The sequence below is a fragment of the Trebonia kvetii genome (assembly GCF_007827045.1).
Classification (GTDB): domain Bacteria; phylum Actinomycetota; class Actinomycetes; order Streptosporangiales; family Streptosporangiaceae; genus Trebonia; species Trebonia kvetii.
The window spans coordinates 273197-297557 of record NZ_RPFW01000007.1 but is presented as its reverse complement, the minus strand read 5'-3'; the positions used below and the strand labels follow the sequence as shown (position 1 = coordinate 297557).

General features: G+C 71.0%; 24 protein-coding genes. 7 read left to right on the top strand and 17 right to left on the bottom strand.

Annotated elements, in window-relative coordinates; all coding sequences use genetic code 11:
• Window positions 1-68 precede the first annotated feature (68 nt).
• Together EAS64_RS33285 and EAS64_RS33280 are read left to right on the top strand one after the other, a co-directional pair.
• On the top strand, window positions 69-626 hold the full coding sequence (locus tag EAS64_RS33285; protein WP_145859505.1) for an RNA polymerase sigma factor: 558 nt from the start codon (window positions 69-71) through the stop codon (window positions 624-626).
• A 5-nt stretch (window positions 627-631) separates the two neighbouring features.
• On the top strand, window positions 632-1813 hold the full coding sequence (locus EAS64_RS33280; RefSeq protein WP_145859503.1) for a hypothetical protein: 1182 nt from the start codon (window positions 632-634) through the stop codon (window positions 1811-1813).
• A 70-nt stretch (window positions 1814-1883) separates the two neighbouring features.
• Here the strand turns inward: EAS64_RS33280 and EAS64_RS33275 are convergent, their stop codons facing one another.
• The 7 genes from EAS64_RS33275 to EAS64_RS33245 all read right to left on the bottom strand — a co-directional run bounded on the left by EAS64_RS33275 (window position 1884) and on the right by EAS64_RS33245 (window position 9726).
• Window positions 1884-3443: a hydrogenase large subunit gene (locus tag EAS64_RS33275; RefSeq protein ID WP_246115979.1), complete on the bottom strand. Its 1560-nt coding sequence runs from the start codon at window positions 3441-3443 to the stop codon at window positions 1884-1886.
• A 19-nt stretch (window positions 3444-3462) separates the two neighbouring features.
• Window positions 3463-5079, bottom strand: coding sequence for a proton-conducting transporter transmembrane domain-containing protein (locus EAS64_RS33270; RefSeq protein ID WP_145859500.1), 1617 nt, complete (start codon window positions 5077-5079; stop codon window positions 3463-3465).
• Window positions 5079-5759 carry a hypothetical protein gene (locus tag EAS64_RS33265; protein WP_145859499.1) on the bottom strand — a complete coding sequence of 227 codons (681 nt, stop codon included), beginning with the start codon at window positions 5757-5759 and terminating at the stop codon, window positions 5079-5081. The genes EAS64_RS33270 and EAS64_RS33265 overlap by 1 nt, the downstream gene beginning before the upstream one ends.
• 4 nt (window positions 5760-5763) lie before the next feature.
• Window positions 5764-6723 carry a respiratory chain complex I subunit 1 family protein gene (locus tag EAS64_RS33260; protein WP_145859498.1) on the bottom strand — a complete coding sequence of 320 codons (960 nt, stop codon included), beginning with the start codon at window positions 6721-6723 and terminating at the stop codon, window positions 5764-5766.
• Window positions 6720-8801 (bottom strand): proton-conducting transporter transmembrane domain-containing protein, encoded by a 2082-nt coding sequence (locus EAS64_RS33255; protein WP_246115978.1) that lies wholly within the window; start codon window positions 8799-8801, stop codon window positions 6720-6722. Before EAS64_RS33255 ends, EAS64_RS33260 begins: the two co-directional genes overlap by 4 nt.
• Window positions 8798-9283, bottom strand: a complete 486-nt coding sequence (locus EAS64_RS33250) for an NADH-quinone oxidoreductase subunit B family protein (protein ID WP_187366352.1) — start codon at window positions 9281-9283, stop codon at window positions 8798-8800. The genes EAS64_RS33255 and EAS64_RS33250 overlap by 4 nt, the downstream gene beginning before the upstream one ends.
• A 113-nt stretch (window positions 9284-9396) precedes the next feature.
• Window positions 9397-9726, bottom strand: coding sequence for an ArsR/SmtB family transcription factor (locus EAS64_RS33245; RefSeq protein ID WP_145859496.1), 330 nt, complete (start codon window positions 9724-9726; stop codon window positions 9397-9399).
• Between the two features lie 144 nt (window positions 9727-9870).
• On the opposite strand from EAS64_RS33245, the gene EAS64_RS33240 reads away from it, so the two are divergent.
• The gene (locus EAS64_RS33240; RefSeq protein ID WP_222849795.1) at window positions 9871-10398 is read left to right on the top strand and encodes a GNAT family N-acetyltransferase; all 528 of its coding nucleotides are present in this window, start codon (window positions 9871-9873) and stop codon (window positions 10396-10398) included.
• Window positions 10399-10446: 48 nt separating this feature from the next.
• Here the strand turns inward: EAS64_RS33240 and EAS64_RS33235 are convergent, their stop codons facing one another.
• The 4 genes from EAS64_RS33235 to EAS64_RS33220 form a co-directional block, all read right to left on the bottom strand.
• Window positions 10447-11217: an SDR family NAD(P)-dependent oxidoreductase gene (locus tag EAS64_RS33235; RefSeq protein ID WP_145859495.1), complete on the bottom strand. Its 771-nt coding sequence runs from the start codon at window positions 11215-11217 to the stop codon at window positions 10447-10449.
• A gap of 73 nt (window positions 11218-11290) precedes the next feature.
• On the bottom strand, window positions 11291-12154 hold the full coding sequence (locus EAS64_RS33230; protein WP_145859493.1) for an SDR family NAD(P)-dependent oxidoreductase: 864 nt from the start codon (window positions 12152-12154) through the stop codon (window positions 11291-11293).
• Between the two features lie 35 nt (window positions 12155-12189).
• Window positions 12190-13185, bottom strand: coding sequence for a zinc-dependent alcohol dehydrogenase (locus EAS64_RS33225; RefSeq protein ID WP_222849794.1), 996 nt, complete (start codon window positions 13183-13185; stop codon window positions 12190-12192).
• Window positions 13186-13229: 44 nt separating this feature from the next.
• The gene (locus tag EAS64_RS33220; RefSeq protein ID WP_222849793.1) at window positions 13230-14600 is read right to left on the bottom strand and encodes a dihydroxy-acid dehydratase domain-containing protein; all 1371 of its coding nucleotides are present in this window, start codon (window positions 14598-14600) and stop codon (window positions 13230-13232) included.
• 196 nt (window positions 14601-14796) lie between these two features.
• Between EAS64_RS33220 and EAS64_RS33215 the strand changes: the two genes are divergently transcribed.
• Window positions 14797-15282 (top strand): LuxR C-terminal-related transcriptional regulator, encoded by a 486-nt coding sequence (locus EAS64_RS33215; protein WP_145859491.1) that lies wholly within the window; start codon window positions 14797-14799, stop codon window positions 15280-15282.
• Window positions 15283-15298: 16 nt separating this feature from the next.
• Here the strand turns inward: EAS64_RS33215 and EAS64_RS33210 are convergent, their stop codons facing one another.
• Complete coding sequence (locus tag EAS64_RS33210; RefSeq protein ID WP_222849826.1) at window positions 15299-16420, bottom strand: FAD-dependent oxidoreductase; 1122 nt, start codon at window positions 16418-16420, stop codon at window positions 15299-15301.
• Window positions 16395-16673, bottom strand: a complete 279-nt coding sequence (locus tag EAS64_RS46960; protein ID WP_281283355.1) for an FAD-dependent oxidoreductase — start codon at window positions 16671-16673, stop codon at window positions 16395-16397. The genes EAS64_RS33210 and EAS64_RS46960 overlap by 26 nt, the downstream gene beginning before the upstream one ends.
• 262 nt (window positions 16674-16935) lie before the next feature.
• Between EAS64_RS46960 and EAS64_RS33205 the strand changes: the two genes are divergently transcribed.
• The 3 genes from EAS64_RS33205 to EAS64_RS33195 all read left to right on the top strand — a co-directional run bounded on the left by EAS64_RS33205 (window position 16936) and on the right by EAS64_RS33195 (window position 19314).
• Window positions 16936-17175 carry a hypothetical protein gene (locus EAS64_RS33205; protein WP_145859489.1) on the top strand — a complete coding sequence of 80 codons (240 nt, stop codon included), beginning with the start codon at window positions 16936-16938 and terminating at the stop codon, window positions 17173-17175.
• 152 nt (window positions 17176-17327) lie between these two features.
• Window positions 17328-18746, top strand: coding sequence for a hypothetical protein (locus tag EAS64_RS33200; RefSeq protein ID WP_145859487.1), 1419 nt, complete (start codon window positions 17328-17330; stop codon window positions 18744-18746).
• 97 nt (window positions 18747-18843) lie between these two features.
• On the top strand, window positions 18844-19314 hold the full coding sequence (locus EAS64_RS33195) for a helix-turn-helix domain-containing protein (protein ID WP_222849792.1): 471 nt from the start codon (window positions 18844-18846) through the stop codon (window positions 19312-19314).
• A 91-nt stretch (window positions 19315-19405) separates the two neighbouring features.
• On the opposite strand, the gene EAS64_RS46955 is transcribed toward EAS64_RS33195, so the two are convergent.
• The 4 genes from EAS64_RS46955 to EAS64_RS46950 all read right to left on the bottom strand — a co-directional run bounded on the left by EAS64_RS46955 (window position 19406) and on the right by EAS64_RS46950 (window position 24356).
• Window positions 19406-20722 carry a LysM peptidoglycan-binding domain-containing protein gene (locus EAS64_RS46955; RefSeq protein ID WP_281283354.1) on the bottom strand — a complete coding sequence of 439 codons (1317 nt, stop codon included), beginning with the start codon at window positions 20720-20722 and terminating at the stop codon, window positions 19406-19408.
• Between the two features lie 92 nt (window positions 20723-20814).
• Entirely contained in the window at window positions 20815-22353 is a 1539-nt protein-coding gene (locus EAS64_RS33185) for a ribonuclease E domain-containing protein (RefSeq protein WP_145859484.1), read from the bottom strand.
• Window positions 22354-22660: 307 nt separating this feature from the next.
• Window positions 22661-23770 carry a hypothetical protein gene (locus tag EAS64_RS33180; RefSeq protein WP_145859482.1) on the bottom strand — a complete coding sequence of 370 codons (1110 nt, stop codon included), beginning with the start codon at window positions 23768-23770 and terminating at the stop codon, window positions 22661-22663.
• Between the two features lie 13 nt (window positions 23771-23783).
• Window positions 23784-24356, bottom strand: coding sequence for a UGSC family (seleno)protein (locus EAS64_RS46950; protein WP_273701387.1), 573 nt, complete (start codon window positions 24354-24356; stop codon window positions 23784-23786).
• Window positions 24357-24361 lie beyond the last annotated feature (5 nt).

Here is a 24361-nt window from a genome sequence, read left to right as displayed (position 1 = left end):
GTCAGTGGTAACAGCCGACAGCATCAAACGAGACCGGAGTACGCATGCCGAGTCCGCCCCAGGATGGCATGAGCGAGCGACAAGCCCGCTTCGAAGCGCTTTACGCCGATCACCACGCGGCCATCTTCGGCTACGCTCTGCGCCGCACGGCCAGCCCGGACGACGCCGCCGACATCCTGGCCGATACGTTCCTCGCAGCCTGGCGGCGGCTCGACGAACTGCCACCGGGCCATGACGCCAAGATGTGGCTGTACGGCGCCGCCAGGCGCTTCCTCGCCAACTACTACCGGGGCGAGCGCCGCAGATCCGCCCTGGCCGACCGCCTCCATGCGGAGCTTGGCAGCTCGTGCGCCCCGGCCGACTCCGATGGCGAGTCCGCGAGGTTCGCAGAAGCGATGCTGCGCCTTCCGCCCAGGCAGCGGGAACTCCTGGCACTGAACGCCTGGGAGGGCCTCGACTACGGCGAGATCGCCGCCGTCCTCGGCTGCTCACGCAACGCGGTCCGCATCCGCCTGCACCGCGCCCGGCTAAGGCTGGCCGCCGAACTCGCCGGCACCGGTGACACCGAGTCAGGGATCTACCTGGCCGGACTTTCCACTCACCCCGCCCAGAATCAGAGGGGATGACGGCCATGCCCGATCTCGACCTGAGCCGGACCGCGCCCGTCACCGACGCCGATGCCGCCCGCCTCGCCTCTCCAGCCGCATTCACCGACCTGGCCAGCCAGATCATGGCCACGCCGGTACCCGCCTCCGGCCGGCGCGCCCGCTGGACCGACGCCATCAAGGCGGGCCTGCTCGCGCGCCGGCCCGTCATCGTCCGCCCGCGCCGGAGTCTCGTGCTGCTGACGGCGGTCCCTGTCGTCCTCGCCGCCCTGGCGGCCTGCCTAGTCACGGTGACTTACCGAAGCGGCGACGACCCTGACAGTCCCGCCGCGATCGAGGCGATGTCCTTCATCAAGGAGAACGGCACCATCACGGTCGTCATCAAGAACCTTTACGCCGACACGAGCTGGTACAACGCCGACCTCGCGCGCCACCACCTGGACATCACAGTGCGCCTGGCCCCGACACCTCCATCGCTTGTCGGTTTCATTGGCTCGACCTCCTTCGGTCGGACCGCCTCCGGCCACAGCGATGAGATCAAGCCGATTAGCGCGCCAGGTTCCTGCGACCTGGGCGGCACCGACTGCCAGATCGGCTTCACGGTCCCGGCCGGCTTCCAGGGCGAGGTCGACATGTGGATCGGCCGTCCCGCCCGCCCGGGCGAGCAGTACGCGTACGCGGGCTCGGCGTTCAATCGCGGCGAACCCCTCTACGGACTCACGGGCCAGATTTTCGATCACCCGCTCAATGAGGTGCTGCCCCTGCTAGCGCGGCACCACATCACGGTCGCCCAGTGCCGCGAGGAAGGCCCTGGCCAGCAAGGCAACGGCATCTGCGACCCGGCCACGATGCCCGGCGCCTGGTACGTCAGCGATGTCACCCCCTGGGCGCCGGACCAGGTCATGCTGACCATCCAGTCCGAGCCGTACCCGGCCTCAGGCTCGTTCTTCACCCCAGGCGAGCCTCTCTACGGCCTGCGGAACCAGATCGTCGGCCATCGGGTCAGCGAGGTACTGCCCCTGCTCGCGCGGCACCACGTCACCGTCGCCCAGTGCCTCATCGACGGCACGGACACCCAGGCGAGCGGCAGCTGCGACCCGTCGAATATGCCTGGCAACTGGTATGTCCACGACGTGCCCGTCTACGGCGGAAACCAGGTCACCGCCATCATCGGACGTGACAAGCCCCCCGCAGGCGCCGCCCGCTAGCCTCGTGGCGGGGACGCGGGCAAGTCGCGCGCCCGCGTCCCGGCCACCCGCTGCGTCTCCCGGCGCCTGTTTATAGGTCGTTGCCCGCGTAGGACAGGTTGAACGACTTGTTCACCAGGGGAAAGTCGGGGACGATCGTCGCCGCCAGGGCGACGGGCAGTGCCGGCCAGTTGAAGAACGACGGGTCGACGATCTTCACCCGCGTCAGCGTCCCCGCGCCGTCCACCTCGATCCGGTGCGCGATCGTGCCGCGCCACCCCTCCGCGAGTCCCATCCCGGACCGCGGCCCGCCAGGGGCAGGCAGGTCACCGGCCGGCGCGGTCCCGAGCCGCCCGTCGAGCCTGGCGACAAGGCCGGTGATGTCCCGAACGGAAGCCGCCGCCTCCTCTACCCGCACGATGAACCTGGACAGGACATCGCCCTCGGTGCGGCTGTGCGCGGTCCGCGCCACGGTGACACCGGGCAGCGGGTGGTCGTGCCGCGCGTCGGTGCGCAGGCCGCTGGCCCGCGCCACGCAACCGAGGGTGCCGAGCCCGGCAGCCTGCTCCGCGGACAGCACGGCGGTTCCTGTGAACCGGTCGAGCACCACGCTGTGCCCGAGCGCGAGCGCCGCGACCTCGGCGATGTCCGCGCCGACGGCGGCCAGTTCGGCCGGATCGGGCAGCGCGAGAACGGCCGCGCCGCCGGGGAAGACCGCGCCGCGCAGCAGCCGGTGCCCGGTGACCGCGTCGTTGACCCGCAGCAGCCGCTCCCTGATCCGCCCGGCATGGATGTTCAAGATGGAGTGCCCGACGTCGTTGCACAGCATGCCGATGTCGGCGGCGTGGTTGTAAAGCCGCTCAAGCTCAAGCAGCAGCGCCCGGATGAGATAGCCGTCGCCAGGCACCGCGATGCCGAGTGCGTCCTCAACCGCCAGGCAGAAGGCCACCGCGTGCCCGACGGCGGTGTCACCGCTCACCCGCTCGGCGAGCTCGACACCGGCGGTCGGGGCGCGGCGGGCGAACAGCTTCTCCACGCCCCGGTGGGTGAACCAGAGCCGGGCCTTCAGGTTGAGTATCGTCTCCCCGACCACGGAGAAACGGAAGTGCCCGGGCCCGATCATCCCCGCGTGCACCGGCCCGACCGGGATCTCATACACCCCAGGCCCTTCGACGGTGCGGAACGGGTAGGGTCCGTCCACCTCACCGAAGCCCGGCGGCTCGCCCGCGTCGCTCAGCATGGGATGCCAGCCCTTGGGCCAGTGGAAGTGCCGCACTAGCCGGGCCGGCCGCGGATGATCCGCGGGCGCGATTCCGTACAGGTCGTGCATCTCCCGTTCGAACCGGCCGGCCGGAAACGACAGCGCGGCGAGTGACGGCACCGCCGGCCGCCCGCGGTCAAGCGGCACGTGCAGCTCCACCCGCCGGTCGGGTGAAGCGGCGGTGAAGAGGTAGACAGCCCGCAGCCGGGACCGCCCGCCTGGCTGGTCGTCTTCGTGCCCGGCGGCCAGCGCGACGCGGAACCCGGCGTCGAGTAGCTTGGCGGCCTGCCCGGGCAGTTCCGCGGGCGTGATCACCCGCCGCTCGGCCGAGGGGACCGGCGCTACCGGGGCCGCGTTGTCCCCCGAGGCCAGGGAGGACGTCGTCATCATGTTTCTCCGGCGGCGATGGTCATGGCGTCACGATCGTGCGGGCGGCCGCGTGCAGCAGCGTGGCGAGCGGTCCCGCGTAGACGCCGAGTGCGGCGCACGCGGCGAGGGCCACGACCACGGGCAGCAGGCCGGAGCCAGGGAGTCGCGCGTCCGGCTTGGCCGTCTCTGCCGCCCGGATCGCGGGCGGGGCAGCAGTCGCCACGCCCCCGTTCTGAATGACCGGCGCTGTACCGGCGCGCACGGTGCGAGCTGGGGGCGGTGCGGCACCCGCCGCCAGTTCCCCGTCCGTCGCGGCGGGTGCGGGTCCCAGGAGCATGGGGCTGACGTGCGTCAGCAGCATCGACGCGATGACCAGGACCAGTGCGAGGGCCAGGGCGGTGACCCAGCCGAGACCGGACGCGAAGCCGGCCCTGGCGATGCCGAGTTCGCTGGTGAACAGGGAAAATGGCGGGAAGCCGAGCAGGGCAAGTACGCCGGTGCCGAGGCAGCCGGCCAGCAGCGGCGCGCGGCTCGCGAGGCCGTGGACCTGGTCGATGCGGTGGGTCCCTGTCAGCTGCAGTACGCGCCCGGCGGAGATGAACAGCGAGCCCTTGGCCAGGCCGTGGCCGAGCATGTGCAGCAGGACGGCGGCGACCGCGAGCGGGCTGCCCGCGGCCGCGCCGATGGCGAGCAGGCCCATGTGCTCGATCGAGGAGTAGGCGAGCATCCGCTTGTAGTCGCGCTGCCTGATCAGCAGCGACGCGGCGACAAGCAGCGAGGCGAGCGCCAGGATGATGAGCAAGGTGCGCGGGTAGCCGGTGCCGAGCGCCAGGTCGGCGATGGCCTTGACCCGGAGGATCGCGTACATGGCGACCGACAGCAGGACGCCGGACATGAGCGCGGAGACCGGGGCGGGCGCCTGGCCGTGCGCGTCGGGCAGCCAGGCGTGCAGCGGGGCAAGGCCGGCCTTGGTGCCGAACCCGATGACAAGAAGCGCGACGGCGATCCTGGTCACGCCCCTGTCGAGGTGCGGCGCGGCGGCGACGAGGCGCGTCCAGTCGAGGCCAGCGGGGAGGCCGGCGTGTGCGGCGGCGGCGTTGAGCACCAGGAGGCCGAGCAGCGCGAGCGCGATGCCGGTGGAGCAGATCATCACGTACTTCCATGCGGCCTCGACGGCCTGCCTGGTCTTGCGCTGCCCGACGAGGAAAGCGGTGACGATGGTGGTGCCCTCGATCGCGACCCAGGTCAGGCTGAGGCTGGCGGCGAGCACAGCCGTAGCCATGGCGGCCAGGAAGAGCTGCACGAGCGCCGAGTGCCTGGCCGCCGCCCGCGGGCTGGCCCGTCGCGCCGCGATCTCGGCGTTCAGCCAGGCGGGCGACGCGGCGGTCGCGAGGAGGCCGACCGCGCCAATCACGATCAGCATGAACTCGCTGAGCGGGTCGGCGCGGAGCAGGCCGCCAAGTGCGGTCGCCGGCTCGTGCCCGGACCTGACGACAGCCAGTGCGATCGCCGCCCCGAGGGAGACCGCCGCGCAGGCCGGCGACACCCAGGCGGCGAGCGGCCAGCACCGGCCGGGCCGCAGGGTTGCGAGCAGGAAGCAGGCCGCCCCGAGCAGGGGCACCACGACCGGGACGAGCAGCAGCGCTTGCGTCTTCATCAGTCGTGCAGCTCCCGCAGTTCGTCCAGGTCGGTATCGCCGAAGGTGCTGCGCAGCCTGCTGGTGAGCACTTGCAGCACCGCGGCGGCGAACAGCACGTCGAGGGAGATGCCGAGTTCCATGGTCAGGCTGGTAGCGGCCGTGGTCAGCAGCCCGACGGCGGTGATGCCGTTGTCCATCAGCAGGAACGAGGCCAGCTGCGACATGGCGCGGCGGCGGGTGACAAGGGCGAAGAAGCCGATAAGCGCGACAGCCAGCCCGATCGGGATCGCGTGCGCGGCGGGGGAGCCAGGCGTGAGCGCCACCAGCGGGCGGGATACCGCGTAAGCCAGCAGCGTCAGCACCGCGGCGGCCAGCAGCGACGCGGTGACGTTGACCAGGGGACTGGTTTCGCGCAGCGCCTGGCCGCTGGCGTCCGCGTCGGCACGGGCGAGGGCGCGGCGCAGCAGGAGCGGTAGCGCCACGACACGCAGCGCGAAGACCCCGGCGGCGACCGCGCCGAGGCGCGCGTCATGGCCGTCGACGGCGAGGATCGCCGCGATCGCGGTCAGGGCGATTCCCTGCACGGTGAACCAGCGGATGATCGCGGCGAGCTGGCGGCGCCACAGGATCAGCACGGCGGTGACGAGCAGCCCGCCGCACGCCAGGTTGAGTAGCTCGACGAAAACGGTGTGGTTCATGGCTTCACGGGTTCGGTCCGGCGAGAAAGTAGGAGGACGCGACGGCGAGGATGGCGAGCAGGAACGACCCGGCGAGGAGCTCGGGGACGCGGAACAGGCGGATCTTCGCCATGAACACCTCGCCCGCCGCAAGCGCCGCGCCGAGCACCGTGACCTTGGCGGCGAAAGCGCCGATGCCGCCTGCCACGGCCAGCGGTGTGAGCGCGGTCGCGATGCCCCAGGGAAGGAACAGCGAGGACAGCAGGCCGAGGAACACCACCAGCCGCATTGAGGATGCGAGCTCGATCAGTGCGAGGTCCGGTCCCGCGTACTCGAGGATCATTGCCTCGTGCACCATGGTCAGCTCCAGGTGCGTGGCCGGGTTGTCGACGGGGATGCGCCCCGTCTCGGCGATCGTGACGACGCCGAGGGCCACGGCGGCGAGGAGGCTCGCGGGGGAGATCACCCGGACGGGGTCATGGACGGTCGCGGCGACGATCGCGGCGAGGTTGGTCGAGCCGGCGCGGACCGACAGCGCGAACACCGAGACAAGCAGGGTGGGCTCGACGAGCGCGAGGATCGTCATCTCCCGGCTGGCACCCATCCCGCCGAACGCCGTCCCGGTGTCGAGCGCCGCGAGTGCCAGCGTCGCGGTGCCCATGGCGAGCAGCGCTACCACGGCGAACAGGTCCGCGACCGGGCGGGCGGCGCTCGCCGTGGTGACGAAGGGGACCGCGACCGCCGCGGTGAACGTGGTGGCGAGCAGCACGAGCGGGGCGAGGCGGAACAGTTCGCTTGTCCCGTCGGGGGCGATGGCCTCCTTGCGGAGCTGCTTGCGCAGGTCCCGCCACGGCTGCCCGATGCCCTGGCCGGAGCGCCCCTCCAGCTTCGCGCGGACCTGGCGCATCACCCCGGTGAGCACGGGCGCCCCTGCCGTCACGAGCACGGCCTGGAGCACGCCGCCGGTCAGCCCGAGTGCGGTCACCGGGTCACCGCCAAGACAATCAGGAGCCCGGTGACCGCGTAAAAGCCGTAGCCCAGGTAGCGGTGCACGCTGCCGGGCGCGAGCCGCCGGGCGGCGTCGCCCCACGCGCCGACCGCCTTGAGCACCGGCTCGTAGAGGCGTCGCTCGATCCTGTCCGGGACCTTCCGGCGGTATTCGGCGGAGGCGACCAGGTAGCGGGCCTCGTCGAGATGGGTGATGTCGAGGTCGGTCTCCGGGGCGAGCACGTCGTCGAAGACCCGCTGCAGCGGCTCGGCGAACGAGGTGGCGGTGTACTCCATCCGGGCGGTCAGCGGCCCGCCACCGCAGTCCCAGAGCCGCGCTTGACGGCGGGCGCGTGTTCCGGGCAAGGCCCGCAGCCAGGCGGCCGCGCCGACCATGACGATGAGCAGGGCGAGGGTCAGCAGCAGCGGGGAGACCTCACCGGACAGGCCGTCGAGGCGGAGCGTGACTGCGCCGCCAGCGCCCGGTGCAGCGGCGAACCCGGCACCGGCCGCCGCGACGGCACGGCCGATCGCTGGCAGCACCGCGCCAGGCGCCAGCGCGAGGACGGCACAGGCCGCGCCGGCCAGCCCAAGGCCGGCGAGCATGGTGGCGGGGGACTCGTGTGCCGCCGCCGCGTCGGCATTGCGCGGCTTGGCGAGGAATCCCGTGCCGAACGCCTTGACGAACGTGGCGACCGCGAGGCCGGCGGTGAGCGCGACCGCCGACACGGCAAGCGGCAGGGTGATCGCGGTCGCCGTCGACGCGCCGCGCAGCCCGTGGATGAGCGCCTGGACGAGGAGCCATTCGGAGACGAACGCGGTACCTGGCGGCAGCGCGGAGGCGGCCAGGGCACCCCAGCCGAAGGCCAGAGTGGTCGCGGGCATGCCGCGTCGCAGCCCGCCGAGAGCATCAAGGTCCCTGGTGCCCGTCGCGTGCAGCACCGATCCGGCGGCCAGGAACAGCAGGGTCTTGAATGCGGCGTGCGTGGCGACGTGCAGCAGCGCGGCGGCCAGGGCGAGCCCGGCGAGTACCGGATGCCCGGTGGTCGCGAACAGCCCGCCCGCGCCGATGCCGACGCAGGCAAGGCCCATGTTCTCCGTCGTCGAGCAGCCAAGGAGCCGCTTGACGTCGGTGGACATCGCGGCCTGCAGGATGCCGTAGACCGCGGATATCGCGCCGAGCGCGATGAGCAGCAGCCACCACCAGGCCGAGCCGCCGCCGAGCAGGCAGGACCCGACCCGGATCAGGCCGTAGAGCCCGAGGTTGACCATCGCGGCGGACATCAGCGCCGAGACGTGGCTGGGGGCCTCCGGGTGCGCGCGGGGCAGCCAGGCGTGCAGCGGCACCAGGCCAGCCTTGGACCCGAACCCGGCGAGGACCAGGACGAACACGGTGCTTTTGATGGCGGGGGACAGGTGCGGCGCGGCCTGGGCGAGCGCGGCGAACGAGTCACCGTGCGCGTGGGCGGCGAAGAGGATCAGCCCGGCGAGCACGCACACCATGCCGAGGTGGGTCATCACCGCGTACCAGCGGGCAGCAACGGCGACCTCGGCCCGCCGCTTGTGCTCGGCCAGGACGAGCAGCAGCGAGGTGAGCGCCATCAGTTCCCAGCAGGCGAGCAGCGTCCCGGCCGACGCGGCGGCGGGCACGGCGAACAGCGACCCGACGAACAGCGGCAGCATCGCCACTGACGGCCTGCTTGCCGCGTGGCCCGCGTACCCGACCGCATAGATCCCGGCGGCGACCGCGACCGCCCCGGTCACCGCGATGAACCACCCGCCGAGCGGGTCGACGGCCAGCGTCAACCCGGACAGCGGCAGCACCCCGGGCGCGGAGAGCCCGGTCGAGCGGTGCCCGGTGACCGCGGCGGCGCCCGCGGCTGCCCCCGCAAGCCCCGTGAGCGCGGTCCCGGCGCCGGACACCCAAGCGCGCCACCGCCGGGGGGCAATGAGCGAAACGAAGGAGGCGGCAACGGCGAGGGCGCCCGCGGCGGCCAGGCCGGCCCACACGAGACCCCACTGCCCCGCGGTCCCGTGCGGGTGCGCCGCGGCGAGCGCGGCAGTGGCGGTGATCACCGTCCCGTCAGCTCCCGCACCGCCTCGACGATCGCTTCCGGCCGGGGCGGGCAGCCGGGCACCTCGGCGTCGACAGGCACGATGTCCCCGACCGCGCCCGCAACGCCGTAGGCCCCTGCGAACACCCCGCAGTTGCGTGCGCAGTCGCCGACCGCGACGACCCGCTTGGGCGCGGGCACCGCCGCATAGGTGCGGCGCAACGGCTCGGCCATGTTCCGCGTGACGACCCCGGTTACCAGCAGCGCGTCGGCGTGCCGGGGCGAGGCGACGAGCCGCGCCCCGTACCGCTCCGCGTCGTACACCGGCCCGAATGCCGCTCCGATCTCCACCTCGCACCCGTTGCATGATCCGGCGTCCACATGCCTGATCTGCACGGACCCGCCCAGCGGTGCGCGCGGGGCGCTCGGTGCGGACGCGGTCCGCGGCGGCGTGGGCTCGGCGATCCGCCCGGTGGCGCGGATCATGCGCCACAACCTCAGCATCAGACACTCCAGCTACTCGGGGGGTGCTAGCAACACTGGCTAGCGCGGGAGCCCGGCGACGGCAAGGGGTAGTGCCTGCCGGGTAGTGCGATGTCAGACGGCGGTGACCGGGGCTACCGCGGACTGCGCAGGTCCGCGAGCAGCTCCGCCTGGCCGGCGAGCACGACGGTGAGGATGTGCCGTGCCACCCGCAGCAGCTCGGCGACCTCAGGGCTGGTCAGCGAGTAGATCACCGACGACCCGTCCTTCCTGGTGGCCACCAGCCCCGCGCGCCGCAGCACCGCCAGGTGCTGCGAGAGGTTCGCGGCTTCGATGCCCACCTCGGGCAGCATCTCGCTCACCGCGTGATCCCGCTCAGCCAGCAGCTCAAGCACCCGGATCCGCGCCGGATGCCCAAGCGTCTTGAAGAACTCAGCCTTCAGCTGATAGAGCGGTGTACTCACAAGGCAGAAGCCTATCAATCCTTATAGCAATTGCAAATTTTCGCAACTCCTAACCAGCGAACATCAGCATACCCATAGGTCGGCACTTGCCGTGCAACCAACCCACTGATGAGAGATCCGCCCTGGCCACGGGACAATGCCGGCATGCTGATCCGCCCACGCCGGGACGACGACCTGACGGCCTGCGCCGACCTGGTCCGCGAGGTGCACGCCGCGGACCGCTATCCCCGCTACCTCCCTGCCGACCTCACGTCTTTCCTGAGCCCTGCCAGCCTGCATGGCATCTGGGTCGCCGAGCTGGACGGCCAGATCGCCGGCCACATCGCCCTGGTCCCGCGCAGCGTGCCGGCGGCCATGGAACTCGCCGCGGGCGCGCTCGGCCGCCGCGAAGACCAGCTTGCCGTGGTGGCCCGGCTGTTCGTCGCACCGCTCGCCCGCGGCCACGGAGCCGGCCGCCTGCTCCTGGACGCGGCGGCCGCCGAGGCGGCGGCACGCGGCCTGTGGCCCATCCTCGACGTGGACACAGAACTCGCCGCCGCCATCGCCCTCTACGAATCGCGTGGCTGGACCCGGGCCGGCACAGTCACGGTCACCTTCAGGGACGGCAACACCCTGACCGAGCACGTCTACCTAGGCCCCAGAAACACCTCGCGCGCCACCGATGTGCCGTAGGCCGGCCAGAGCCGCCCCGACGGCACATCGATCATCGCGCCCGCCGCCTCAGCCGGCGTTGAGCCCGCCGTCGATCAGGTGCAGCGCGCCGGAGACGTACTCCGACTCGTCCGACAACAGCCACATGACCAGGTTCGCGACCTCGGCCGCGGTGCCGTACCGCTTGCCGTAGGGCACCGATTCGGACACCGCGCGGAACACGCCGTCGGGGTCAGCAGGGTCGATCTGCGCGGTCAGGTCGCGGGCCATCCGGGTGTCGATGTGGCCGGGTGCCACGCAGTTGACCCGGATGCCGTACGGCGCGGCCTCGAGCGCGGCCGACTTGGTCAGGCCGAGCACCGCGTGCTTGGAGGCGATGTACGGAGAGAACGTCGCGGCGCCCTTGATCGCCGCCATCGACGCGGTGTTCACGATCACGCCGGAGCCCTGCGGCTTCATCACCTTGAGGACGGCGCGCAGGCCCATGAAGACGCCGCGGGCGTTGACCGCCCACACCCGGTCGAAGTCGGCGACCGACAGCTCGGTCATCGGCGCCATCCGGCCCTCGATGCCGGCGTTGTTGAAGAACAGGTCGATCCGCCCGTGCGCCTCGACCGCCGCGGCGACGTAGCCATCGACCTCGGATTCCTGCGACACATCGGCGACGACCGCGAGCCCGCCGAGCTTCTCCGCCGCCGCCTTCAGCGCCTGCTCGTCCCTGTCCACAAGGACCAGCTTCGCGCTCTCATCGGCCAGCCGGGTGGCGACCGCGAGGCCGAAACCGTTCGCCGCTCCGGTGACGACCGCGACCTGTCCATCGAGCCCGTACTTCACGCTCATGAGGACACCTCGCTGCGCTCGGAGTCCGCATTCGCGGACGCACTGTACTTATTTGATTCGCTCGCAAGCTCGCTCATCGGACGCCCTCCGCGTCTAGTGCTCCTGTCGAGGCCGGGCCGACCGCCCCGGCCAGGATCGCCTCGTGCCGCGCCACCACCCTGCTGTCCCATTCGTGGTCGGTGAGCAGGTACAGCTTCTTCTCGCGGACTGCCGTGACGACCTTGTCCGCGACCTCGGACGGTGCCATCCCCTTAGACAGCACGGCGTGCATGTGATCGCGCAGCTCCGACCCCGACGCGGACATCGGGCCGTCGTTCGAAACCTCGGCCCGCCGGTTCCGCGACCCGTGGAACAGGTTGGTCGCGATGATTCCGGGGCAGAGCCCGGTCGTCGCGACGTTGGCACCGGCGGCCTCCAGGTCGGCCGCGAGCACCTCGGTCATCGCTAGGATCGCGTGCTTGCAGATTCCGTACATGTTGGTCGCGGCGATCACCGAGGTCATCGAGCACGTGTTGACCACATGCCCCTCCTCGCCATGGGCCAGCATCCGGGGTACGAACGTCCTGATGCCGTAGACCACCGACATCAGGTTGACCCCCAGTGTCCAGTCCCAGTCCTTGGCCGTCGCCTCCCAGATCTTGCCGTCCAGGTAGCCCTCGACGCCGGCGTTGTTGTGCACCAAGTGGATCTTCCCGAACCGCGACTCGGCCAGGTCCGCCAGGGCCTCGATGTCCGACAGCCTGGACACGTCGATCCGCAGGGCCGCGACCTGCGTTCCGGTCGCCTGGAGTTCCGCGACCGTGGCGTCGAGCGCGTCCTGCTGGATGTCGCCGATGACGAGGTTCATGCCCTCGGCCGCCCAGCGCAGCGCGAACGCCTTGCCCATGCCGCTGCCGGCGCCGGTGACGACGGCGGTTTTACCCGCGAACTCTTCCACGAAGAGGCTCCTTACCTATCTAGGACAGCCGGAAATCAGGCATTCGGATGGGAGATGATCCGGACGAGCGAGCCAGGGGTCTGCAGCCTGCGCAGCGCGTCGGGTGTGTCGTCGAGCGTCACCCGCTCGGAGACCAGCCGCTCCACCGGGACCCGGCCGGCGGCCAAGTGCGCGACCGACTCCCGGTAGGTCTCGTCGGAGAACGCGCACGAACCCACCACGTGGTGTCCCTCGCTGATCAGCGGAAACAGTGGCACTGAAGCAGCCTCGGGTGTCAGCGCGACCTCGACCACGGTGCCGCCGGGCTCGGTGACCGTCAGTGCCTCATTGAAGGCACCCGGCGCGGCCGAGCACTCAAGTACGGCAGCGAACAACGTGCCTGACTGCTTCGCGTACTCGGCCACGGGGATCTCCCGGGTGTCGATGACCACGTCCGCGCCCACGTCGGCGGCCGCCTGCCGCCGGCCGGCCGAACGGCCCGCGGCGACGATCGGCCCGACCCCCGCCAGCTTGAGCGCCATGATCGCGTAGAGGCCGATTGGCCCGACCCCGTACACAAGCACCGGGTCGCCGGGACCGACCTGGGCGAGCTTCACCGCCTGCGACCCGACGGAGAGCGGCTCGGCGTGCGACCCGGTCTCGACGGGCAGGTCCTCTGGCAGCGCGACAAGCTGCCTGGCCGGCACCTTGACGTACTGCGCGTACGCGCCGGGGATGGTGATGCCGATGTTCTCCACGACCGGGCAGCGGAACGGCAGCCCGCGCGCGCAGATCCGGCAGTTGCCGCACGAGCCGATCGGCGACGCGGCGACCGCCTGACCCTCGGCCCAGCCGGACACCCCGGAGCCGAGCGCCGCGATCCGCCCGCTGAACTCGTGCCCGAGCACCTGCCCGGGTGCGCAGTTCCCGTTCTGCACGGAGTGCACATCGGAACCGCACAGCCCGCATGCCTCAACGGCGACGATGACATCATCGGGTCCCGGGCTCGGGTCGGGCACCTCGCCGACCGTCGTCCCGGTCTCCTGATCCACATATAGAACGGCGCGCACTGGCTTCCTTGCCTCTCGTTAGCTGTTCAGTGGTTTCTCATGCCGAGGGTCGCGCCCGCGCCAAGCGGCGTGACGGTCCGCGCGTAGACCGACAGCCAGCCGCAGCCGGCCGGCGCGCGCAGCGGCGGCAGTTCCGCGCGGCGCGCGTCGAGTTCCGCCGCGGAGACCTCCAGGTCGAGGGCGCGAGCATCAACATCGATCGAGATCATGTCCCCGTCGCGGACCAGGCCGAGCGGCCCGCCCGCGGCGCCCTCCGGTGATACCTCGGCGACCACGAGACCGCCGTTGACCAGGCCGGACATCTGCCCGTCGGTGATCACAGCGACGGACCCGGAGAGCCCGGCGCCGTCGATCGCGAACATCAGTGCCGAGCGCGCGGACAGGTCGAGCAGCGGCGCGAGCTGCCGCAGCAGCCCGCGGGTTCCCCCGGCCGCCTCGAACTCGGTGATCTGCGTGTTCCCGTTGGGCTTGACGTCGGCCAGCAGCGGGACCTTCGGCGCCAGCTCCTCGAACAGCCGGTAGACGTCCACGTCCGCCCCGGCCTCGACTGCGATGGCCTGCAGGTGCTTGAGGCAGTTGACGCTTCCGCTGACGGCGAGAATCGCGATGACGGCATTGGCGAAGGCCGAACTCGTTAGGAGTGACCTTGGTCTTAGGTCTTCTTCGACAAGCGCCACGATCCGGGCGCCGGCGGCGGCCACGGCATCCCACATCCGCGGTCCGAGCGCGAGCACCGGGGTGGTGCCAGGCAGCGCCATGCCGAGCGCCTCGGCGGCCAGGTGCATGGAGTTCGCGGTGCCCATGCCGGCACAGACGCCTGGCCCGGTGACCGCGCAGCGGGACATCTCGCCGAGTTCGGACACCGTCATCCGCCCGGCGTTCACGTGCCCGGCGAACCGGAAGATGTCCTCGAAGTCGACCGGCTCCCCGTGGTACATCCCGGACGGCTGGTAGCCGCAGCCGATGATGATCGTCGGGACGTCAAGCCGCCCCGCGGCCATCAGCTGCCCCGGCGTGGTCTTGTCGCAGGAGGCCAGGCACACCATGCCGTCGAGCAGCGCGCCCTCGACCGCCACCTCGATGTCGGAGGCGATCAGGTCGCGCGACGGCAGGATGTACTGCCCGGCCGCCCCGGCCGACGTGATCGCGTCGGACGGCGCGGCGGTCCGCACCTCGAACGCGACGCCGCCCGCCTCCTCGATGGCCCGCTTCAGCGGCGCGACGATCTGGTCCAGGTGACTGAAGCAGGACGCGAGCTGTGACGAGGAGTTGACGATCGCGATCTTCGGCTTCTCCAGGTCCTCGTCGCTCAGCCCGAGTGCGGACCACTGCGCGCGGCGCATCGCCCACGGCGTGGTCCCTGGCGTGAAGTTGGAGCGCAGCTTGCGGTCCGGCACATGCTGAGCCTGATACCTCGCCGCCCATCGGACAAGAGGGGCAGACTAGCCAAAACCCTCCGCCCCGTTTGTGGCTTGCCACCATGCCGACTGGCCGATATCAGTCAGGTTGATGGACATGACCGGGTTTTCCCGGTAGACGGGGAATGTGCCTGCCGGAAAACTATCGCCGTGAGCGGCACGGCGGGGCGTGCGGATGCCGCCGACGTACACCGACGAGGGACTGCGCGTCGCCGAGCAGCTGGCCGCGAGCCATCCGGGGCTGGGCATCCTGCTGCTTTCGCAGTACGCCGAGATAGCCTACGCGACCCGGCTGCTCGCCAACGGCGCGAGCCGCCGCGGCTACCTGCTCAAGGACCGCGTCGACAACGCAGAAGCGCTGCGTGACGCGCTCCAGCGGGTATGCGCGGGCGAGTCGGTCATCGACAGCACGCTTGTTGGCCGCCTGCTGAGCCACCAGCGCCAGCTCAGCAAGCTCGACCGGCTCACAGACGCCGAGCAGGACATTCTCGCCCACCTGGCCGAGGGCCGGTCGAACCACGCCATCCACAAGATCACGAACCTGACGGAGAAGACGATCGAGTCCTACATCACCCGGATCTACGTCAAGCTCGACATCCCGGGAACACCCGATGACAACCGGCGGGTGCTCGCGGTCCTCGCCTGGATGCGCGGCGCCTGAACTCGGGGCCGCCCGCTCAGCGGATCGGCTCCGGCGCGGTCCTGCCCAGGTAGGCGCCCTGGTCCTGCAGCCGCCGCTGTAGTTCTTGCACGTCGATCGCGTCGCCGGGCAGGCCGGCCGACAGCGCCATCCGCGCCGCGGTGCCCGCCGCCTCGCCCATCACGAAGCACGGCCCGGTGACCCGGGCGGCCGACTGGGCGCCGTGGGTCATCGACGCGCACCGGCCGGCCACGTACAGGTTGCCGACGTTCCCCGGCAGCAGGATGCGGAACGGCAGCTGGTTATACCCGCGCGGATCACGCTGCCACCGGAACTCGACGGTGCCCGCCACGTGCGCCTCCACCGGCCAGCCGTTCACCCCGATGGTGTCGTCGAAGTCGGCGCAGCCGAGCACGTCGTCCTCGGTGAGCTGGTAGGGCCCGACGATGCGGCGCGTCTCGCGGATGCCGATCTGCGGCGCGATGTCGACGATGTAGGAGTCCTCGAAGCCGGGCGTCCTGTCCCTGATGAACGCGAACGCGTCAAGCGCCTGCTGCCGCCCTATCAGCTCGCCGCGAGTCAGTTCGTCGACGTCGGTACCGTCGATCGCGCCGCCGTCTTCCCGCCGCAGCTGGGTCAGGTTGGCCCGCCACTCGAGCGGGTTGCGCTGCGGCCTGACGATCGGCTTCTTGCGCGGGAACGTGTGCGTGCCCGCCCGCTCCGCCTCGTCCATCAGCCGCTCGACGGTCCGCCACGGTGCGGGACCCGCCCGGTTCACGTCCACACCGTTGATGCGGAACATCAGCGACGGGTACATCATCCCGTCGATGGGCGGCGCCTTCTCCCACGGCACGCCCGCCCACGCGGCCAGGTCACCGTCGCCGGATGCGTCGATGAAGAACCGCCCGCGCACCGCCTGCCTGCCGGACTTGGACTCGATGAGCACCGCGTCGATGACGCCCTGACTGGTTGCCGGCCGTTCGGTCATCACCGCACCGACGGCCATCGCGTGGAACAGGATCCGTGCGCCCGAGCCGGTCACCAGCTCGTCCGCCGCGATCTTGTAGGCGGAAATGTCGAACGCCTGCGCCGCGATCCCGTCGGCGATCGTCAGGTGCGGCGCGTTGAGGCCGTCAAGCTTGACAAGCCGGTCGAGCAGTTCGTCGGCGAGCCCCCCTGATCACCCGCACGTCCTGCCCGTTGGTCCTGGCGTGCAGCCCGCAGAAGGTGGACAGCCCGCCGGCCGTGCCCGCGCCGCCGAGGAACCCGTACCGCTCGATGAGCAGCGTCGAGCAGCCGGCCCGCGCGGCGGCGGTCGCCGCCATGATCCCGGCAGGCCCCCCGCCGACCACCACCACGTCGAACTCTCCGTACACCGGCGTCTGCCGGCTCGGCTCGGTAATCGCGATCAATCCGGCTCCCGGCTTCGATCTTCGTTGATGCCTCCGTTCCGAGCTTGGCCCCGCCCCGCCGCCATGACAAGCAGCGCGGGGTGCGGTACGGCCCGGTTGTCTCCGGACCAGCCCGTGCCCCTGCTGGGTTTGTGCCGCGCTACGAGCCGGCGATGACCGACAGCCGCTGTGAGCCTTGCGTCATCCCGGACAACAGTGTACGGTGGTGAACGTACAAACAGTACGGAGATAAGCGTACAAGCTCTCCAATCGAGGAGGATCCATGTCCACAGCACCTGCCGTAACGATGCAGGACCTTGAGTTCGAGCACGCCGAGTTGCTGCCTGGCCGGGAGACCCTTTGCGTGTGCAACCAGTCGGTCACCAAGCAGTTCGCCTTCCTGAGCGGCAACAACATCGCGAGCGGGAACAACGTCCAGGTCAACGGGATTAACCTGCTCGGCCAGCAGGGCGGCGGGCAGTCCGCGAGCGCGACCTCCGTCGGCAACTTCATCGGCTGGTAGCGCCTGCCAGGCTCGCCGAGCAGCAGCCTTCTGCGCGGTGCCGGAGCGGGGCCGCGCAGCAGGCGAGGCGGGCCGCCCTGCCCCTTGGGGTGGCCCGCCGGCATGCCGGCTTCAGTCAGCAGCGAACCTCCGTACGAGACAGGAGCAGACTCGTGACTGCGGGCGCGACAGAGGTGGCCGCGGGACGGCCGGCATTCGCCGTGCCTCCTGCGGATGCGCCCAGTCCCGTCGAGGTGCCCCGGCTGGCTGACGGCGTGGAGCTGCTCGGCGAATACCAGGGCTCCGGCTATCGCCAGCCGCCATCGCTGGTGCGGCGGCCCGACGGCCAGGTCATCCAGATGTCACCGCTGCTGTATCTGGTCACCTCCCGCATCGATGGCGTTCGCGATGCGGAGACCATAGCCACCCTGGTCAGCGCCGACCATGGCCGGGCGCTTACCGCCGATCAGGTTTGCTACCTGATCGGCGAGAAGCTGTTGCCTCTGGGCATCGTCGCTGACCAGGGTGCCCCGGTCACCCCGCCGACGGCCAGCCCGCTGCTGACGCTGCGGGCCAGGGGGACGCTGCTGCCGGCCCGTGCCGCCGGCCTGGCCGGAGAGCTGCTGCGGTCGCTTTTCTGGTGGCCGGTGGTGACTGCCGTGGTCCTGGCGATCGGGGCCGTGGACTACTGGCTGTTCGCCGTCCACGGACTCGGCGGCGGGATCAGGCAGGTATTGTGCAACCCGGCGGACCTCGTCATCGTGCTCGGCCTGTCGCTGGCCTCCGCCGTGTTCCACGAGTGCGGGCACGCGGCCGGCTGCCACTTCGGCGGCGCGCGGCCCGGCAGGATCGGCGTAGGCATCTACCTGGTCTGGCCGGCCTTCTTCACCGACGTCACCGACTCCTACCGGCTGTCGCGCGCGGGGCGGCTGCGCACCGACCTGGGCGGCCTGTACTTCAACGCGGTCTTCATGCTCGCCCTGGCCGGCATCTACACGGCCACCGCGGATCAGGTGCTGCTCCTCGTCATCGCCGTCACGCACCTCGAGATGCTGGAGCAGCTGCTGCCGTTCGTCCGCTTCGACGGGTACTACATCCTGTCCGACCTGACCGGCGTGCCTGACCTGTTCGCCCGCGTCGCCCCGATACTGAAGAGCGCCTTCCCCGCGGGCCGCCGGGATCCGCGGGTCAGCGGCCTGCGCCGCGGCGCCCGGATAGCTGTGACCGGCTGGGTGCTGTGCATCATCCCGCTGCTGACGTTCGCGCTCGGTTACCTCTTGCTGTACTACCCCAAGGTCAACCGGGCGCTATGGCGGTCCGCAAGCCAGCAGGCGCACCTCACGACCACCGCGGCGGCCGGCCACCGCTACGCGATGGCCGCCCTCGGCGCCTTCGACGTCGCCCTTGTCGCCCTGTCGCTAGCCGGCTCGCTTTACATCGTGACCGGGCTGGCCCGCAGGGTCACCGCTGCGGCTCTGGGCTGGTCGGCGGGCGGCCATGGCCGCCGCCTGCTGGCCGCGACGGGGGGCATTGCGGCACTGACGGCGCTTGCCGCCTTCTGGACCGTGCAGGGCCAGTTCGCGGGCTGGTAGGGACCGAGAAACCGTGACCCGCCATGCAGGACTATCCCGGATCAGCCGCCGCGCGCGACCGCGCTGATCTCGTCGCGAACGCGTAGGGTTGATGGCTATGACGACGCATGCGCCAGGGGGCAAGCAGGACCACCCGGGTGAAGACACCGGGGAGGCCGCCATGGCCCCGGGGTATGCGGAGAACCCCCTGCAGCGCCTGATCAGGGAGCGGCTGCGGGAGCGTGGCTGGTCCTACGGTGAGGTGGCCAGGCGCGGCGGGCTGCCGCGGTCGACGGTCTACACGCTGGCCACCACGCGGAACCTGGTCCGGCCGCCGCGGCCAGCCACCATCGACGCGCTCGCCCGGGGTCTCGACGTCCCGGTGTCGGCGGTCCGCGCCGTCGCCGCCGAGTCCACCGGGCTGCACTACTACGACGAGGCACAGGCCGGTCCTGACCAGGCGGGCAACCGCGAACGGGAACTGCTGATCGCCAGCATCGACGAACTCTCGCCCGAGGACAGGCGGCACGTCGCCGCGCTTGTCGAATCGCTGCGCAATAGGTCATCGGGCAGGCCGGCAGACCGCTAGCAGCACGCTGCAGCGAAGGGGCCGCCGCCGTCCGCGGCGAGCGCCCGCGGCGGGCCGAGGCGACGACCCGGGCCCGCACCCGCGCGCAGCCCTACTCCAGCGGCCAGCTGGCGGGCACTCCAAGCTGGCTGGCCAGCTCCTCATAGGGCTCCTCCTGTAGCACCAGACGGGCGGCACGCAAGACCGCCAGCGGGTCCTCGCCGGGCGGCCGCAGCACGTAGACCGTGTTGTCGGCCGCGCTGTGCGTTACGACGAGACGGTGATAGTCGGCCTCGATGATCGGCCAGCTCGCGGGCAGGCCGAGATGCTCGGCTAGGTCGCGGTAACTGGCCTCGGCCAGCACCAGCCGAGCCACCCGCAAGATGGCCGCGGGATCCGCACCAGGGGGGCGCAGCACGTAGATCGTGTCGTCGGCGCTGCTGCGCGTCACGATCAGCCGGTCATGGTCCGCCAGGACGATGCAGGCTTTGTCTGCTGCGGGGCTCCCCGAAGCGGGCTCCTTGACCACCGGGGCCGACTGGACCAGGGCGGCGCGCACGGCGGCCCTACTCTCCCTGCGGCCCACCGCCATGATCAGATGAAGCAGGAACGCGCCGCCGATGACTACTCCTACTGCCAGCAACAGGACCGTCAGCCAGGCCGGCATGCCCGTGGCCACCGGAGCCCTTGTCCGCACAGGCGTCAGCCCTTGCGTCCCGCCGTGCCTGCCGCCCGAGGGCGGCGGTGGCTGGTGCACGCGGTCGCCAGGGTGCGTCGTGGGCGGCGCCGGTTGGTGTGAATGGTCGCCCGGGTGCGCCGTCGGCGGCGGTGTCCGGTGCGGGCGGTGTTCCGGGTGTGCCGTCGTCGGTGTCCGCGCCGTTGCCGGGCGGGGGATGATCAACACGGTCCCGGTGCGGATGATGTTCGGGTCGGGGCCGATGGCCGTCCGGTTGGCCGCGTACAGTGCGCGCCAGCCGCCGGGCAGCCCGAACCGGGCAGCGATGCCGGACAGCGTGTCGCCGGCCGCGACGCTGTAGCGAGCAGGGACGACCGGGCCGGGGACGGTGAGCACCGTCCCGGTGCGGATGATGTTCGGGTCGGGGCCGATGCCCGTTCGGTTGGCCGCGTACAGTGCGCGCCAGCCGCCGGGCAGCCCGAACCGGGCGGCGATGCCGGACAGCGTGTCGCCCGGCTGCACGACGTACCGCGCGGTCTTCGCGGCCGTCTCCACCGCGGTCTTCGCAGTAGTGTGCGCCGTCGTTATGAATGGCGTGCTGGCGGCTAGTGCGCTCGTCAGCGTGATTACTTGCGTGCTATTCGCGTTGCGGGTGTTCGCCTGAGCCGGGCGGGCCGGTTGCTTAAGACCGGCCGCCGTCACGATGAGCACGATGCTCCAGGCGAGCAGAACGCACGCGGACTTGGTCCACATACGCACAGTGGGGTCACTTTCCTTCCTCAGGGAATCAGCGCCGGAGGCTGCTGGCCGGCGCCAAGGGCACGAACCAGTGGGAAGGAAAGGACTTAAGCTGGCGGCACCTCCGGCAGGAAGGCACGCCAGACCGGCATCGCGTCGGGAAGACGCGCCAGCCATAGCAGGACAAGGACGAGCAGTGCGAGCAGTGCGGCGGTGACGCCGCCGGACACTCCGCTGCCGCCGTTTCCGCCGCCCCCTGCGGCACCGCCGGCGCCTGCGCCGTTCGCGCCACCGCCCGGCGCCGCTGGCCCGGCAGGGGCCTGGGGAAGCGCCGGGGCCGCCGGGACGCCGCCGCCCCTGCCTGCCGCCGTGGCCCGCCCGGCGCCAAGCGCCGACGCCGCGCGTCCGGCGGCCGCGGCTGACGCGGCACTCCTGGTCGTCGCCAGCGGCAGGCGCACACCCCGCACTACGCGGCCGGAGCGGCTGCCCGGGCGGCCGGCGTGCGGCAGCCGGACGACCGGCGATACGACGCCGGCCCTGCCGTGGCCCGTTACCGGGGTCTTACCGGAGCCCGGCACCTTCGGGCTGGCAGGTGGAACCAGCGTGCCGACGGGAGTCGTCACGCTGGGAATGACCGTGCCGACGACGGGCGCCAGGGGCGCGGTGATCGGGGTCAGCGTGTCGACGATCCGCACGACCGGAGTTGCTACGCCCACGACCGGAGTTGCCACGCCCACGATCGGCTGCACGATCTGGATCAGCGTCCCCGTAACCGGCGCCAGCGCCTTCACGGTGACCTTGACAACCGGAGCGGTCACGCCCGTGATCGTGTCAGTGACGGTCTTGACGACCGGGGCCGTCACGGCGGTGACGGGTGCCAGTGTGCGAGTGACCGTTTTGACGACCGGGGCCGTCACGGCGATGACGGGTGCCAGTGTGTCGCCGACGGTCTTCACGACCGGGGCTGTCACGGCGGTGACGGGTGCCAGTGTGCGAGTGACGGTCTTGACGACCGGGGCTGTCACGGCGGTGACCGGTGCCAGTGTGCGAGTGACCGCCTTCACGACTGGGGCTGTCGCGCCAGTGACCGGCGCCACCGGAACGGCCGCGCCGGCGCCCGACCCGGCTACGCCTTGCGTAGCAGTCGGCGGCGGCACGGTGGCCGAGGGAATCGCTGGCACCGTGGCCGAGGGAATCAGCGCGCCAACCGCCTGAGCGGCGCCGGAGGCGGTCGAGCCGGCGACTGCGGTTGGCGTCGCGACCGGCGTGGAACCAGTCACCACCGAACCGGCGCCGCTCGCGGAGGCCGAGACGCCCGTGCCGCTGGAGCCGGCAAACCCAGTGGTCCCGGTCCCCGAGCCGACGGCGCCTGTGCCTGGACCCGAACCAGGCCCGTTGGCTACCGCGCCCGAGCCTGTACCAGCTGCCGGAGAGCCTGAGGGTGCGCTCGTCGCGGTCGAGGTGACCTGCGCTGCCGCCGCGGTCACGGGCGCCGTCACGGCCGGAAGCGCCGGAAGAGCCGGCGACGAACCGGTATCCGCATGCGCCTGCCGCGCGAAGATGAGCATGACGAAGAAGATTCCGGCAACCGCCATCACGCCCTGAGCCGCTCGCAGAGCGATGCGACGCGTGCGTGGCCGCGGCATGAAAGCTCCTCCTCGCCGGAACGGAACTTGCCTCGATTGCCCACGATCGTCCGCCTGAAACCACGAAGGCCGCCGGCAATTGCCCAACGGTCTGTAGCCGGACGAGTCGTACGACTGCCACCGTACGACGCCATGTCCGGGATCGGGTTATGCCTGTCGCGATTAGGTACGCGACGGCGCCGGAATTAGGTACCGAACGCCGCGGAAGTAGGTACCCAGGGCAGCATCTGGCCACCGGCGAAGATCATCGCGAAGATTCCCGTGTCATTGCCGGGGTGGGAGCCCCGGTAATGACACGGGCATCGGCTTAACGATCTTTCTCCTCGACCTTGACGATCGCCAGCGGCCGGTCCCAGAAGCCGAACGTCTCCACGATGGACGACACCCCGGCGTTCGGCGCGCCGGCGACGACGATCTGCACCGAGTCGATCGACTGCAGCAACCGCACGGGAGTGTCGAGATCAGCTGGCGGTTCGGCCGGGATCGCGTCCGGGTGGTCGGCGGGCAGCCGCCACCCGGTGCCCTTGGCGATCGCCTCCTTGCCGGCCGCGGCGAGTGACCGGTACGTCCGCGAGCCGCGGTCGACGATCGCCTGCCGCACGTCGTTCTTGGACCAGCCATGCTTGTCGAACATCCGGGCGTGCTCGGAGTTGAGCACGATGAACCCCGCCGCGATCGGCCGAACCAGCGCTCCGGTACGGCACAGCGAATCGGCGAAGTCCTGCGCCAGCTGCTCGGGCACGATCGTGTGCCTGGCCTCGACGTGCAGCACGGAGCGGATGACCGTCGAGGTGACCGCGGAATCGCCAGCCGCGAACCCGTTGTCGGCGGCGAGCGACGGCCAGGGCGAGTCCTCCTCGTTCTCCGCGATGAAGCAGGAGTACTTGGCCGGGTTGCCCTGGGTCGCCTGGTCGAACTCGTGCGGCTTCAGCCCGAGCCCGTTGATCGCGCCGAGCCTGATGGCCCGGCCGGCCGTGGCGTTGGCCCGGAACCCGGAACCCCACACATTGCCGCGCGAGTTGAACCCGAGGGTCGTCCGCAGCGGCCCGAACAGGACCGAGAACGGCGCCGTTCCCGTAGTCGACTGCCAGATCGAACGCGACACCATGCCGTCGCGCTTGAACGCGTCCCACGCGGCCAGTACGACGGGGAAATAGGACGGCAGGCAGCCGGCCAGTGCCGCGCTGACCGCGGCGAGCCGCACTGTCAGCGCCTTGTTGAGGTGCGGCATGTCGATCAGCACCTCGTCCGGATCCCGCGCGGTAAACGCGAGGAACTCGGACAGGTACGACGCCGTGACCGGGACGACGGGCAGCCCGTCGGTCCAGCCGCGCTCCTGGTAGTACTCCTGCACCCGGCGGAACTCGGCCACGTCCACAAGCAGCGCGTCGTCGATGACCGGTTGTTCTGAACTCATGCGGGTGACCTCCTCAGCCGGACGTGCCGGACGTGCTGGACGGCCGGATGGTCAGGCCCGCGCCAAGGACGCGGACGATCTCCGGCAGCGCTACCGCGGCGATCTCGTCAATCTCCTCCTGAGTCCGCGACGCGACCGGGTGCGGCACGGTCACGTACTGGTAGCCGGGGAACCCGAGCGACCTGGCCATCGCCTCGGCGGTGATACGGAAAGCAGTTGTGCAGATGCTGACAGCCGGGATGCCAGCCCGCTCCAGCACGATCCCATCGGCCAAACTGGCCGCGCTGCACGAGCCTCAATCACCGATGGCCGCGACGGCGAAGTCGCAGTTGTGCAGCATCTGCTGAACGACGGATTCCTCGACGGGGGTGCCGAAGTAACCCTTGCGGAACATCCGGACCTCCCGGACGCCGTACTTGTCCTTCAGTTCCCTGGCGACGGCCTCGAGCAGCACCGTCGCGTTCGGCTTGGCGTTCTCGAGCAGGCCCACGGTGAGGCCCGCGAGTGATTGCGGCCGGGGCTGCGCGAGGGACGTGTTGGTCCCCCGGTCGCCGTCTCCTGTCGGGTCGAGCAGCGGCTCAAGCATCGAAG

What these genes read in the sequence shown, in the direction of transcription:
- EAS64_RS33285 (WP_145859505.1), top strand. Translation starts at nt 69, where the DNA reads ATGAGCGAGCGACAAGCCCGCTTCGAAGCGCTTTACGCCGATCACCAC.
- EAS64_RS33280 (WP_145859503.1), top strand. Translation starts at nt 632, where the DNA reads ATGCCCGATCTCGACCTGAGCCGGACCGCGCCCGTCACCGACGCCGAT.
- EAS64_RS33275 (WP_246115979.1), bottom strand. Translation starts at nt 3,443, where the DNA reads ATGATGACGACGTCCTCCCTGGCCTCGGGGGACAACGCGGCCCCGGTA.
- EAS64_RS33270 (WP_145859500.1), bottom strand. Translation starts at nt 5,079, where the DNA reads ATGAAGACGCAAGCGCTGCTGCTCGTCCCGGTCGTGGTGCCCCTGCTC.
- EAS64_RS33265 (WP_145859499.1), bottom strand. Translation starts at nt 5,759, where the DNA reads ATGAACCACACCGTTTTCGTCGAGCTACTCAACCTGGCGTGCGGCGGG.
- EAS64_RS33250 (WP_187366352.1), bottom strand. Translation starts at nt 9,283, where the DNA reads ATGCTGAGGTTGTGGCGCATGATCCGCGCCACCGGGCGGATCGCCGAG.
- EAS64_RS33240 (WP_222849795.1), top strand. Translation starts at nt 9,871, where the DNA reads ATGCTGATCCGCCCACGCCGGGACGACGACCTGACGGCCTGCGCCGAC.
- EAS64_RS33235 (WP_145859495.1), bottom strand. Translation starts at nt 11,217, where the DNA reads ATGAGCGTGAAGTACGGGCTCGATGGACAGGTCGCGGTCGTCACCGGA.
- EAS64_RS33215 (WP_145859491.1), top strand. Translation starts at nt 14,797, where the DNA reads ATGCCGCCGACGTACACCGACGAGGGACTGCGCGTCGCCGAGCAGCTG.
- EAS64_RS33205 (WP_145859489.1), top strand. Translation starts at nt 16,936, where the DNA reads ATGTCCACAGCACCTGCCGTAACGATGCAGGACCTTGAGTTCGAGCAC.
- EAS64_RS33195 (WP_222849792.1), top strand. Translation starts at nt 18,844, where the DNA reads ATGACGACGCATGCGCCAGGGGGCAAGCAGGACCACCCGGGTGAAGAC.
- EAS64_RS46955 (WP_281283354.1), bottom strand. Translation starts at nt 20,722, where the DNA reads ATGTGGACCAAGTCCGCGTGCGTTCTGCTCGCCTGGAGCATCGTGCTC.
- EAS64_RS33185 (WP_145859484.1), bottom strand. Translation starts at nt 22,353, where the DNA reads ATGCCGCGGCCACGCACGCGTCGCATCGCTCTGCGAGCGGCTCAGGGC.
- EAS64_RS33180 (WP_145859482.1), bottom strand. Translation starts at nt 23,770, where the DNA reads ATGAGTTCAGAACAACCGGTCATCGACGACGCGCTGCTTGTGGACGTG.